Raw genomic sequence first — 13,237 nt, forward strand, 5'->3', positions numbered from 1 at the left:
ATCAACGCGCCCAGCCTTCAGCCGCCGGTTCAAGGCTTTCGAGAAACGACGCGGCGCTCGCGCGATAGGCGTCGCGCTGCCCGGACGCCATCCGGTCCCAGTTCGCATACATTTGGGTCATCCGCCTGTTGCGCCGAAAGCGGCGCTCATGGCGCGCGAGGAAGTCCCAATAGAGCGCGTTGAAGGGGCAAGCATCTGCCCCCGTCTTCTGCTTCACGTCGTATCGGCAATGCCCGCAGTGGTCGGACATTCGATTGATGTATGCGCCACCGCCCGCATAGGGTTTTGTCGCCAGCCGCCCGCCATCTGCATGCTGGCTCATGCCGATCACATTGGGCAGCTCCACCCATTCATAAGCATCGGCATAGACCACCAGAAACCAGTCAGCGACATCCTGCGGCCGAACGCCCGCCAGCATCGCAAAATTGCCGAGTACCATCAGGCGCTGGATATGATGCGCGTAGCCATGATCGATCGTGTTGCGTATCGCCTCCGCCATGCAGCGCATGTCGGTATCGCCGGTCCAGTACAACTCTGGCAACGGCCGTTTCGCCTTTAGCGCGTTGGCGTTCGCGACATCGGGCATTTCCATCCAGTAATAGCCGCGAACGTACTCGCGCCATCCGATGATCTGGCGGATAAAGCCTTCCGCGGCGTTGAGGGGCACGTCGCCGGCGGCGTAGGCGTCGGCGGCCGCCTGCGCCACATCGAGCGGCGTCAGCAGGCCAAGATTCAGCGCCGGGCTGAGCCAGCTGTGATATAGCCAATCCTCACCGGTCACCATCGCATCCTGATACGTGCCGAAATCGGGCAGCGCGGTACGGATGAAATGATCGAGCGCACGACGCGCCTGCCCGGCGGTGACTGGCAGCGCAAACTTGTCGAGGCGCCCGAAATGCCCGGAAAAGCGCTTCGCGACCATCGCCAGCACCTCGCCCGTGATATCGTCGGGCGCGAAGTGCATCGGCGCCGGATACTTGATCCCCCGCCGGGGCGGCGCGCGGTTTTCCTTGTCGAGGTTCCACCGCCCGCCTTCGGGCTTGCCATCGGCGCTCATCAGCAGCCCGGTTTTACGGCGCATCTCGCGATAGAAGAATTCCATCGTGAGTTCGGTGCGGGCCTGTGCCCAGGTCTGAAACTCCAGAATACCGCAAACGAAGCGGTCGTCGGGCAGGATATCGACCGGCAGATCAAAGTGCGTCGACCAGCCGTCGATCATCTTCTTCACGCGCCATTCGCCAGGCTCGACGATGCGGATGGATGCCGGCCGGTGCCGTTTGATCGCCCGCGCGACCTCTCCCGTGAAGCTGCCGCTGTTGCCGGGTGCGTCAAGCTGGACATAATCCACGCTCCATCCGGCATTCCGCAATTCCTTCGCGAAATGTCGCATGGCGGAAAGGATCAGCGCAATCTTGCGTTTGTGGTGACGAACGTAGGTCGTTTCGTCCGCCACCTCCATCAGCAGTATCACGGCGTCAGCCTTGGCGACGTCGTGCAAGGAGGCAAGGCTGTGCGAGAGCTGATCGCCAAGCACGGGGATAAGGACGGTCATACGTCGGCTTCAACGTCCAGCCGGACGTGTGGATGCCTCGCAGCGAACAGCTTCGTCGGTGGGACGTCGGCCGGCATGGTCAATCCCCGCCGGCACCGCAAGGCCGTCGTCGGTGGCGCTGTTATCACTCTATTCGGCACCCGATCGGCGCGCGTGTCCGCGCCCATGTCGCACAACGCCATCTCGGCCGTGGCGGCCTAGATTTAGGTAGCTCGGGCATCAAGCGGCGCCCCTTCGTCGCGAGTGCTTTTCGCGAGCACCTTTTTTACCAAAATCGTGGTCCCGGCCAGCGCGGCGATCGGGGCCAGAAGCATGTAGAACGCCGTCGCGCCATGCGCTGCGGCGAACACATGGCCGACGATGAACGAGCCAGTCGTTCCGCCGAGCGCGGAGAATACCACGATCAGGCCCACCATCGGCGGCTGCTCGCTCGCGGGCATGGCGGAGAGAATGGCGGAATTGAGCGCCGGATAGATCGGTGCCATCGCCAGCCCGATCATCGGAAACACGAATGCGGCGATCGGGGCCCGGCTCCAGGCAGTCACCTCGCCATGATGCGCCTCAGCGAGCGGAAGGACCGCGACGATCAATATGGCCATCGCGACGAGGCAGCCGCAGACCAGCGGAAACCAGCCCGTGCGCCGTACGATCACGCCTGCGGCCAGGCGCCCCGCCGCCAGGCTCACCGCGAAGATCGAGGCCGCCTGCACGCTCATCGGCGCAGAGAGACCCAGCAACTCACGGTTGAACGTCGGAAGCCACGAGCCGATGCCCTGCTCCACCAGCACGTAGCAGAAGATCGCGGCGATGAAGCTTAACGAAAGCGGCCGCCAGGCGAGGCGAAGCATCTCGGCGAAACGGCGCTCGGGCGCGGCAGCCTTTTCATTTTGCAGCGCCCGTTCCTCGAACGGCGTTACGACAAGCAGCATCACCACAAGCAGGCAGGCGCCGGCGAGCACATAATATACGTTGAGCCACTGCAGGTTCCCGGGCGCGACCGGATCGATGAACGCGGCGAAGATCCAATAACCGCTCAGCACGCCGAGCATGAATATTCCCTCGATCAGATTGAGGAGCGATGCATGCCGCGCGCTGCCTTGCGTGAGGAGTCCGACGAAACTGTACACTGATACCTTCGCGAGCCCGAAGCCGATCCCGATCGCCAGGAAAACGAGCCGCGTTGTCCAGAATCCCGGTGCCAGCGGCATCGCGAGACAGGCGAGACCAACGCCGCTCAGCGCCACGATCAGCGCGCGACGCAAGCCGAAGCGCGGCAATTGCGCCGCCAGCAGGAAGCTTGTGGCGGCGATCGACAGATCCTTGAACCCTTCAAGCGAACTGGCGGCGCCCTTGGTCACACCGAACGACTCGATGGATTGCAGGATCACCGTCCCGACGCTGTTGAGCAGAACCGCGAAGATGGCATAGCTGAGCGCGAGCGCGATCGTGAGCCGTGTCCTGTTCATCATCCTCCCCTGCCCGGATTGCCCGGACTATGTCTTGACCATTTCCTATTATGAAATGCATATCATAAGCAAATCGGGCGAACGGTCGCCATCTTGCGGAGAGCAATGCAGTGGCGCGATCATTACCGGAAACGTCATTCGCGTCGCTCCGGTTCGCTGACGACGGCTGGCATCTTTCCGCAATAGCCGAGCGCGAGCGCCCCGGCCATGTCGCGGCGATTTTCTCGATCGGCAACGGATTCGTCGGCGTGCGCGGTCCGGGGGACGCGCCGGGCGATCCACGAGTGTATCTCAATGGCGTCTATGAGCGGGTGCCCATAGCCTATCACGAAGCGGCGCACGGCTTCGCGCGCGAGAGCGACATGCGGCTGGCGGTGGCCGATGCGACACGGCCGGCGATCCTGATCGACGGCTCGCCCCGGCGCGCGGCGGACAAGGTGGCGCTGGATCTTTCACGGGGACTGCGAACCGAGACGATCGCCGTCGACGGCGCGACGATCACGATCGAGCAGTTCGCGTCGGTGACCCGCCAGGGGCTGGTGCTCACCCGTGTTCGCCACACTGCGGGCCATCAGGTGACGGCGCTGCCCTGTGTCGCGCCGCCGCCCGGTGCTGGCGAGCCGGCGCCGCCGCCCGCCGATGCGGTCTATGACCCACGGATCGCACCCGCGCTGAAGCGCAGTCCGTGGATCGAGCAGAAAGTGCACGACGAGGCTGGGCTGGCGCTGCGCGTCGATCGACTTGATCGCAGCGGTTTCCTTGTGGCGGCGGCGATGAAGCTGATCGATCGACGCTCCATCGGCGACGATGTGCAGATTGATTTCGTATCGAGCTATCACGCCCTGCGCGATGCCGATCCGGAAAGCGGCGCGATCGAGGCCATCCGGTGCGCGAGCGCCGACGGATACGATGCGATCCTGGCCGAGCACGAGCGCTGGTTCGCTGGTTTCTGGGCCGACTGCGATGTCGCGGTCCCGGCCGATCCCAAGGCGTCGCTGGCGATCCGGTTCGCATTGGCGGAACTGGTGATGGCGGCGGGGCGCGACGGCAAGACCTCGATCGGGGCCAAGGGGCAGACCGGCGAAGGCTATGAGGGGCATGTCTTCTGGGATGCCGATCTTTACGTCCTGCCGGTGTTCGCCTTCACCCGGCCGGAGATCGCGCGCGCGATGCTGGCATGGCGGATTTCCGGGCTGGATGCCGCGCGGGACAACGCGCGGGCAATGGGTCAGACGGCGGGCGCGCTCTATCCCTGGCGAACGATCGGCGGGCACGAATGCTCGTCCTTCTTCCCGGCGGGATCGGCGCAATATCACATCAACGCGGATATCGCCTTCGCGCTGGAAACCTATGTCGCGGCCAGCGGAGACCGCACGATCCTGGCGGCCGGCGGCGCGGCGCTGCTGGTGGAAACGGCACGGATATGGCTGCAGATCGGCTTCCACGATCCGGCGCGCGACGGCGCATTCGTCATCAACCGGGTGACCGGGCCGGATGAATATTCGGCGATCGTCAACAACAACCTCTATACCAACATGATGGCCGCGCGGCACCTGCGCTTCGCCGCGCGCGAGGGCGAAGCTGCCGGGCTGATCGACGCATCGGAGGCGGCGCGGATGATCCGCGCGGCGGAAAAGATGTGGCTGCCATACGACGAGCAAAGGCAGGTTCACGCGCAGGACGATGCGTTCTTTGCCCTGCAACCCTGGCCATATGCGCAGACGCCCGCGAGCGCCTATCCGCTGCTGATGCATTTCCATCCGCTGACCATCTATCGTCACCGCGTATCGAAACAGGCGGATGCGGTGCTCGCGCTGGCGTTGATGCCGGAAGCGTTCGGTGCCGACGCGGGGCGCCGGATGCTCGATATCTACGAGGCGACGACCGTGCATGATTCGACGCTCTCGGCCAGCGCGTTCGCCACGGCTGCGGCGCGGGTCGGCGATGGTGCGCGGGCAGCGCATTATTGGCGGGTCGCGGCCTTGACCGACCTGTCCGATCTCTTCGGCAATGCCGATCACGGATTGCACATGGCGGCACTCGCGGGAAGCTGGAGCGCGCTGGCGATGGGGTTTGCGGGAATGCGTATCGACGGCGACGCGCTGACGTTCGATCCGATCGAGATTCCGGGGTTGGCGAGCTATGCTTTTACCGTGGCGTTTCGCGGTGCGCGGATCGAGGTGAGTGTTTCCGGGCGACACGCGCGCGCAACGGTGCGTGGCGACACCGCCGTCGCGGTACGCTGTCGTGGGGAAGATATCGTCACACCGGCGGACGCGGCGTGACGGTGGCATTTCGGGCGGCGATCTTCGATCTGGACGGCGTGTTGGTGGATAGCGCCAGGCTGCACTTCGTCGCGTGGAAAAGGATCGCGGACGAACTTGGCGTTCCGTTCACCGAGCATGAGAATGAGGCGCTGAAAGGCGTCGATCGCATGGGATCGCTCGACCATATCCTGGCGCTGGGCGGAATAACGCGCACGGCGACCGAAAAGGACGAGCTCGCCGCGCGCAAGAACGGCTTTTACCTCGAAGCGCTTGAAACAATGGGCCGAAACGATGTGTTGCCTGGCGCGCGTGCGCTGCTGACGGCTGCACGCGGCGCAGGATTGGCGCTGGCGGTGGCGTCTGCCAGCCGCAACGCGACCGCGGTGCTCGCGCGCGTGGGGCTGCTCGACGCGTTCGATTTCGTGGCCGACGCGGCCGCGATCGCCCTGTCCAAGCCTGCACCGGATATCTTCCTGGCATGCGCCGACGCGCTGACCACGCCGGCTGCGGCCTGTGTCGGCTTCGAGGATGCCGCCGCAGGGGTCGCCGCGATCAAAGCCGCCGGCATGACGGCGGTCGGGATTGGCGATCCGATCGTTCTCGCCGCTGCCGACCGGGTCTATGAGTCGACGGCAGCCGTCGATTTCGCGGCGGTGCTGCGGTTGGCGCCGGAAGGCGCCTAGGTTTCGCGGACGATCAGCCGGGTCGGCAGGACGCTCGACCTCGGCTTTCCTCCCTCGAGTATCTGCATCAGTTTTTCCACCAGCAGCGCTCCCGCCAGATGCGTTTCCTGTTCGATGGTGGTGATCGCGGGTGTAAAATGCGCCGCAGGCGGGATGTCGTTATAGCCGCACAGCGAATAATCGCGTGCGGCCTCAAGCCCGATTTCGCGAAAGGCGGCAATGACAGCCATCGCGGCCGTGTCCGAAAAAGCGAACACCGCATCCGGCGGTGGCGCCTTGTCGCGCAGCCGCTGCGCTACGCCTTGAAAGGTTGAGGCATAGGCCATCTGCTCCGCCGCCAGATGCTCGAGCGTGACGCCGGGATGATCGGCGGCGATTTCACGCAGGCCGGCCAGACGCATCTCGATCTCGGTATGAGCGGTGTTGCCGACGAACATCCAGCGACGTGCGCCACGCTCGACGAATAACTCGCCCGCCAGTCTGCCGCCAAGACGGTTGTCGCTGCCGACCGCGCAATAAGGCTCGGCCGGATCGACGCCGCCCCATACCACGAACGGTGCGCCAGCGCGCGCCAGGTCACGCAGCATCAGCCCTCTCGCACCCTGGCCGAGGAATATGAACCCGTCCGCAACCCGCGAACTGACAAGGTCGATATGGCTCTGCGCATCCGTAAGATTGGGCGGCGACAGCAGCAGATCCTGATTGCGCACCGACAGCGCCTCCGACACGCCCGCCAGTAACTCGAAGATGAACGGATCAGCGATGCGGCCGGCGCGATGCGAGGCAAGGTCCAGCACCACGGCGATCGTATCGTTGCGCGCCTGCCGCAGCTTCTGCGCGTTCCGGTTGATCGCATAGCCATTTTCGCGCGCGACGCGCAGCACGCGCTCTCGCGTTTCCTCGTTGACCAGCGGGCTGTTGTTCAGGACGCGCGACACCGTAGGCTTGGAGACGTTCGCCAGCCGGGCGATATCGCCCATATTCACGTCCATGCCGCGCCGACGCGTCAATATTCTCACTCCCGATAGCGGGGGCTCACGCCGAAGCCGTTGAAACCGGTTTCGCGATCACCGCCGCCGTGGCCGCTTGCCACTTTGCACGTGAGGGTAGGCTGGGGAAGGCCGTCGGCGCAACGTCAAGGCGCGCCGATGCGCGGTTTCCGTGCGTGTCGACGATTGCGAAACGCACTCTCTGACGAGGGGCCGCCGCATTGGTTTCATCCGCAGTGTTGCATCGGAGCAACGCATCTCGCCGATGTAAAATATATAACTATTTGTTATATAATGCTTATCTTCAGGTAATGGAGTTGCAACATTTTATTGAAATGCAATTCAGTGAGGCGTAGATCCTGTGCCAGGACGCGTGTCGAAAAGGATGCGTCCGCCGCAGGAGAGGAATATGACGTCGTCGCGCCATCGTAAATTCATCGCCGTTTCGGGCTTCGCCGTCGCGATGGTCCTTGCCAACGGAGCATCGGCACAGGACGCGACGACGGCCCCGGTCGCGGCGCAGGACGCCGGAAATTCTGCCGCTATGGACGACATCGTCGTCACCGGCCGCCCGGCTGGCAGCGGGATCAACAAGCTCGAGGCGGGCTATTCGATCACCACCATATCCGCCGACGACATCAAGCTGCAGGCGCCGAAAAGCGCAGGCGATGTGCTGAAATCGATCCCGGGCGTCTGGGTCGAAAGCTCGGGCGGCGTCGGCACCTCGAACGTCTTCGTGCGCGGCATCCCCAGCACCGGCGACGCGCCGTTCGTCACGATGCAGTTCAACGGCATTCCGGTGTACGGCGCCAGCAGCCTGTCGTTCATGGACCAGACCGGCATGGTTCGCATCGACGACACGATCGAGGGAATCGAAGGCGTGAACGGCGGTCCGGGATCATTGTTCTCGGACGGTCAGCCAGGCCTCACCACCAACCTGCGGCTGCGTGAGGGAGGCGAGCAGATGCACGGCAGCCTCAGCGCTTCCGTCACCGATTACAGCGCCTATCGGGTCGACGGCTATCTGAGCGGCAAGATCGCGACTGACACATATTATATGGTCGGTGGTTACCTCTCTCGTGGCGACACGGTGCGGCGCGCAGGCTTCGACACCGAGAAGGGCGGGCAGATCACCGCCAACGTCACCCACAAGTTCGACCGAGGCAGCATCAACGTGTTCGCCCGCTACACCGACGATCATGGCGAATGGTTCCTGCCGTTCGCCGCGGGCGTTCCGGGCGTCGACCTGGGCACGTACAACCAGCTCAGCCAGTATTCGCGCTATGCGACGATCATCGTTCCGGGCAGCGCCGGCAGCGGCGCCACCCAGAATGTGGATTTGAACGGCGGGCGCGGCTGGAAGGGCGTCGTCTCCGGGGTCAACCTGAATTACGATTTCGGCGGCGGCCTCTCCTTTGCCGACCGCTTCGGATTCTCCAGTGGCACGCTGCAGACGATGGGCCTCGTGCCCGCCGGTGCCGGTGCGGTGACGGTGGCGACGGCGCTCGCCTCCTCGGGCAATCCGGGCCAGACGGCGGTGCACACCATCAACACCGGTCAAACCCTCGCCCCGACCGACTATGTGCAGCAGTTCGGCGCCTGGGTGGTGGAAAAGAAGCTCCGCAACATCTCGAACGAGGCGGTGGTGACCTTCAAGAGCGGCGCCAACACGCTCAATCTGGGATATTACTTCTCACACTTCTCCTCCACCGACGCGTGGAGCCTGGGCGCGAACCGCTGGATGCAGGTCGGCGGCTCTCGCGATCTCGTCGATCTGGATAACGGCCCGCTCAGCAGCTTTGCGATCGCGGATTACGGGCGGGCAGACGTCAACGCGATCTACCTGTCCGACTCACTCAACATCACCGACGCGCTGCGCATCGATGCCGGCGTGAGGCATCAGTGGACGAACATCAAGTTCAACATCCAGGGCAACGGCCTTCCCGATTATGCCCGCATCGAGCGGCAGGCTACCCCGTGGACGGTGGGCCTCAACTATCGCGCGACCAGCACGCTGGATGTCTATGCGCGCGTTTCCCAGGGTTATCACTCCCCCTCGTTCGACGACGTTCGTTCGCAGCTTGGCAACACTGGCCCACGGCTCGACCTGAACTGGAGCGTTCGGTCGTACGAAGGCGGCGTGAAGTATCGCGATCGCGGCCTTTCGCTCGCGCTGACCGGCTTCTACGACGAGGTGGAAGGCGCGGTATATAACGATGTCGGCGTGCCGCCGCAGATCGCCGGTTCCCGAACCAAGGGCGTGGAATTCGATGCCTCCTGGCAACATGCCAGCGGCTTCGGCGTGGTCGGCAATGCGGTGCTGGAGGATGCGAGCACGCACACACCGGCGATCCCGGCGTTCGATGGCAAGCGTGCGCAGCGTATCCCCTCGTATCAGGTGCGCGTCACGCCGACTTACACGCTTACCGCTTCCGACACGTCGGATATCACCCTCTACGGCACGTTCGAGGCGATCGGTAAGCGCTACAGCGACCTCCTGAACCTGCAGGCGCTGCCCGCCTATCAGACGCTGAGCGCCGGCCTGAAGGCGCGGGTCGATGGCTTCACGCTTCAGATCGCCGGCGACAATCTCACCAACTCACACGGCCTGACCGAAGGAAATCCGCGCTTCCTGGCCGGGCCGGGTGCCGCCATCCCCGATGTGCGCCCCATTTTCGGCCGGTCATATCGGGTAACCGTCGGCTACGCGTTCTGATTGCTCAAGGGCCGGGTGGCGCGCCCGGCCCTGTCTCGTAAGCGACGACCGATCGAGGGCTCGCTGCCGCAGCGGACAGCGGAATCGCGCCTGCGGACAGAATTCGTCGGGTCATCCGTGTTCGAGCAAGCGCCTCCGGGCCATCGTTAGTGCCGGGCCGCCCGCGCGCTAACCTCACTGCGCCGTCATCCCGCCATCGACGACGAACTCGGCGCCGGTCACATAACTAGCCTCGTCCGACGCGAGAAAAAGCACGCAGTTTGCGATCTCTTCCGGCTTGCCCATCCGTGCCATCGGCACCATCGTCGCTACCCGCTGGCGCTGCTCTTCGGGATCGGGCGCGGCGAGAGGCGCCGTCATCGCGGTTTCGATCATGCCGGGATGGACGCTGTTGACGCGGATGCCGTCCCTGGCCGTCTCCATTGCCAGCGCCTTGCCGAACAGGCGCACCCCAGCCTTGCTCGCGCCATAAGCATGCGTCCGCGCGAGACCGACGATCCCGCCGACCGACGAGATGTTGACGATCGACCCGCCGTTCCCGGCCTCTCGCATTGCGGCGACCGCCTCGCGCATGCCCAGGAAGGCGCTCGTCATGTTGACCTCCATCTGTCTGGAAAAGCGCTCCAGCGACATTTCCTCGATCGGATAAAGGATCGCCACGCCCGCGTTGTTGACCAGAATGTCCAGCCGCCCGCGATCATCGACAATGCGGCGCACCGCATCGGCCCACCCGGTTTCGGAGGTGGCATCATGCGCAAGTCCGACCGCGTTCTCGCCGATTTCGGCCGCCCGCGCCCGCGCGCCCACCTCGTCCACGTCGCCGAGATAGACGATCGCCCCTTCCTGCGACAGACGCCGGGCGATGGCCTGGCCGATCCCCCCGACCGAACCGGCGCCGGTTACCAGCGCCACTTTGCCCTCGACCCGTCCCGTCATCGTCAATCTCCCCTCCGATAAGCCCAGATGCGGTGGTCGATGTTTCGAACACGAAAACGCCACCGTCGCCGCACCCCGCCCTTTCTGATCCTGCTCAGCCGCGTGGAATGCCGAGCAACATGATTATATCACGAACATCATAAATCTCCGGGCTCGCGACGCAATGAGGTGTTTTTCGCAATGCCCCGATCGACGTGATCGCACGATCCCAAATAGAAATTGACATGCGTGCGATAAAAACGTTAACCCCCGCGCAATCAGACTGAAAGATCTGCTTTTAGGGAGGGGAACATGGCCATACTGCGTATGGGGCAGGCGGGCTTTTGCCTGTCGAAATCCAATGACATTTCCGGCCGCGCGGCACGCGGATTACTCCTCTGCGCGGCGGCGCCGCTAGTGCTGGCGCTGACGCCCGCCGCCTTGGCACAGACGGCGGCGCCTCCCCCGGCCGATAGCGTTGCCGCCGCGCAACCTTTGGCGGCGGCGAATGAGCCGGGCGACGTCATCGTCACCGCGCGTCAGCGCTCCGAAACGCTGGCGACGACCCCCCTCTCCGTCAGCGCGATCTCGCCGACGCAGCTGGAAAATACCAACGCGCTGACGATCCAGGATGTCAGCGGCTCGATCCCCAATCTCGTGATCCAGCAGGTCGGGGCGGGCGCCTCGGCCGCCGCGATCGCGATCCGCGGTGTCGTCTTCGCCGATATCGAAAAGTCGTTTGACCCCGCCGTCGGCGTGCTGGTCGATGGCGTCTTCATCGGCACGAACACAGGGCAGTTGCTCGATTTCTTCGATATCGGCAGCCTTGAAGTTCTGCGCGGACCGCAAGGCACGCTCTTCGGCCGCAACACGATCGGCGGCGTCATCAACATCCGTCGCACGCGCCCGACGGGCGAGTTCGGCGGCAAGGGTGAAGTCACGTTCGGCAATTACGGGCTGTTCCAGGCGAAGGGCGTGCTGAACGTGCCGATCATCAAGGATGTGCTGGCGGTGAAGCTGTTCGAGCAGCACACCCACAGCGACGGCTATTACTACAACGTAACCTTCAAGCGCAGCGAACCGGGCATAACTTCGGACAATTTCGGCGCCGCTTTCCTTTTCACGCCAGCACCGAATTTCGAAGCGTTGCTTACAGTCGAGAAACAGACCCAACGCGGGCACACCGTCAATTCTTCCGGTAGCACGACCGGCGATCTCGTCTGCCTCGTCGCGCCCGCCAATCAGTGCAATCGCAACCTAACTACTGATCTATATACCACCTTCACCGAGTTCGATAATCCGACGCGCTATTCATCTCCGGCAGCTACGCTGGAGATGAATTGGAACGTCAGCGACGATGTGAAGCTCACGTCGATCACCGGCTGGCGCAAGAGCAACGAATCCTTCTACCAGGATTTCGACGGCACGTCGGCGCAGCTATATGAAACGATACGTGACCAATTTTATCGGCAGTTCTCGCAAGAGTTGCGCGTTTCCGCAAAAGTTAGCGAAACGTTCGATTTCGTGTCCGGCCTTTATTATTTCGATAATCGCTATACCAATCACCAGACCACCTTCCTCGGCCCGATCTTAGGCGGCACCACAGCCAATCAGTTCGCAGAACAAAACTCGAAATCATATGCGGCGTATCTTGACGCCAACTGGGCCTTTGCCGATCACTTCCGCGTGACTGTCGGCGGTCGATACACGAAAGACTCCAAAACGTTCCGCAACCGTTTCCCCGGCGCGTTCGACGTTTCGGCGAGCAAGGACTGGAGCAAGTTCACACCAAAGATTTCAGTCGACTATCGCCCCAATGAACAGGTGATGTTCTATGCCTCCTATTCGCGCGGTTATCGCGCGGGCGGATTCAACGGGCGAGCCACTTCAGTCGCCACGTCGCAGCAATCCTACGATCCGGAGACGGTGGACAGCTACGAAGGCGGCATCAAGACGCAGTTCTTCGACCGCAAGCTCTCGTTCAACATCGCGGCGTTCAAGACCAAATATGACAATAAGCAGGAATCGATCATCCGCCGCACGCCACCGGGATCGCCGAACGCGAGCGAAACTGTGGTGGCGAACGTCGCCTCTGCATCGATCAAGGGGATCGAGGCGGACTTCACGGCACGCCCTGTCCGGGGCCTGTCGCTGAACGGCTCCGTCGGTTTCCTGAAGTCGAACTACAATGACTTTCTGACGCTCAACCCGTTGACGTTGACCCCGATCGACTTCTCGGGCCTCAGCCTTACGTTCAACCCGAGCTTCACCGGATCGGTTGGCGGATCATACACCGCCCCGACAGCGATCGGCGACATCACTCTATCCACCAACTACCGCCATATCTCGACCTATTTCACCGCAATCACGCCTGATCCCTCCAACCCTAACCCGGCTGCGCCGACACTCAACGTCGTCGCCAGCCGAACGCGACCGCTGGATCAGTGGGACATGAGCGTTGCGCTTGAGCCCGATCTTGGCACCGGCAACTTCAAGCCGCGGATTAACCTCTATATGCGCAACATACTGGACAAGCGCGGGATCGCGGCCAACACGATCGTTCCGGGCCTGTTCAAGTCGCCCAACGCCCGCGAACCGCGGACATATGGTATCGAACTCGGCTTCAGCTTCTAATGAGCTGACCGGGGA

General features: G+C 63.3%; 8 protein-coding genes. 4 read left to right on the top strand and 4 right to left on the bottom strand.

Annotated features, from left to right (window positions below):
* Position 1: 1 nt before the first annotated feature.
* Together FFS35_RS11770 and FFS35_RS11775 are read right to left on the bottom strand one after the other, a co-directional pair.
* A complete protein-coding gene (locus FFS35_RS11770; RefSeq protein ID WP_137787290.1) occupies positions 2 to 1,552 on the bottom strand; it encodes a cryptochrome/photolyase family protein in 1,551 nt (516 codons plus the stop codon).
* Positions 1,553 to 1,755: 203 nt separating this feature from the next.
* A complete protein-coding gene (locus FFS35_RS11775) occupies positions 1,756 to 3,018 on the bottom strand; it encodes an MFS transporter (RefSeq protein ID WP_137787291.1) in 1,263 nt (420 codons plus the stop codon).
* A gap of 110 nt (positions 3,019 to 3,128) precedes the next feature.
* Here FFS35_RS11775 and FFS35_RS11780 point away from each other — a divergent pair, with 110 nt between their 5' ends.
* Both FFS35_RS11780 and pgmB read left to right on the top strand, forming a co-directional pair.
* Complete coding sequence (locus FFS35_RS11780; RefSeq protein WP_137787292.1) at positions 3,129 to 5,303, top strand: glycosyl hydrolase family 65 protein; 2,175 nt, start codon at positions 3,129 to 3,131, stop codon at positions 5,301 to 5,303.
* Entirely contained in the window at positions 5,300 to 5,968 is a 669-nt protein-coding gene (pgmB, locus tag FFS35_RS11785) for a beta-phosphoglucomutase (RefSeq protein ID WP_249341593.1), read from the top strand. The genes FFS35_RS11780 and pgmB overlap by 4 nt, the downstream gene beginning before the upstream one ends.
* Here pgmB and FFS35_RS11790 read toward each other — a convergent pair.
* The gene (locus tag FFS35_RS11790; protein ID WP_249341594.1) at positions 5,965 to 6,978 is read right to left on the bottom strand and encodes a LacI family DNA-binding transcriptional regulator; all 1,014 of its coding nucleotides are present in this window, start codon (positions 6,976 to 6,978) and stop codon (positions 5,965 to 5,967) included. The two genes, pgmB and FFS35_RS11790, sit on opposite strands and share 4 nt — an antisense overlap.
* Before the next feature lie 388 nt (positions 6,979 to 7,366).
* Between FFS35_RS11790 and FFS35_RS11795 the strand changes: the two genes are divergently transcribed.
* Positions 7,367 to 9,673, top strand: coding sequence for a TonB-dependent receptor (locus FFS35_RS11795; RefSeq protein WP_137787293.1), 2,307 nt, complete (start codon positions 7,367 to 7,369; stop codon positions 9,671 to 9,673).
* Between the two features lie 174 nt (positions 9,674 to 9,847).
* Here FFS35_RS11795 and FFS35_RS11800 read toward each other — a convergent pair whose 3' ends face one another.
* Positions 9,848 to 10,609, bottom strand: a complete 762-nt coding sequence (locus FFS35_RS11800; RefSeq protein ID WP_137787294.1) for a glucose 1-dehydrogenase — start codon at positions 10,607 to 10,609, stop codon at positions 9,848 to 9,850.
* Between the two features lie 291 nt (positions 10,610 to 10,900).
* On the opposite strand from FFS35_RS11800, the gene FFS35_RS11805 reads away from it, so the two are divergent.
* Positions 10,901 to 13,222 carry a TonB-dependent receptor gene (locus FFS35_RS11805; protein WP_137787295.1) on the top strand — a complete coding sequence of 774 codons (2,322 nt, stop codon included), beginning with the start codon at positions 10,901 to 10,903 and terminating at the stop codon, positions 13,220 to 13,222.
* Positions 13,223 to 13,237 lie beyond the last annotated feature (15 nt).

This window comes from Sphingomonas sp. 3P27F8 (genome assembly GCF_005502745.1).
Classification (GTDB): Bacteria; Pseudomonadota; Alphaproteobacteria; order Sphingomonadales; family Sphingomonadaceae; genus Sphingomonas.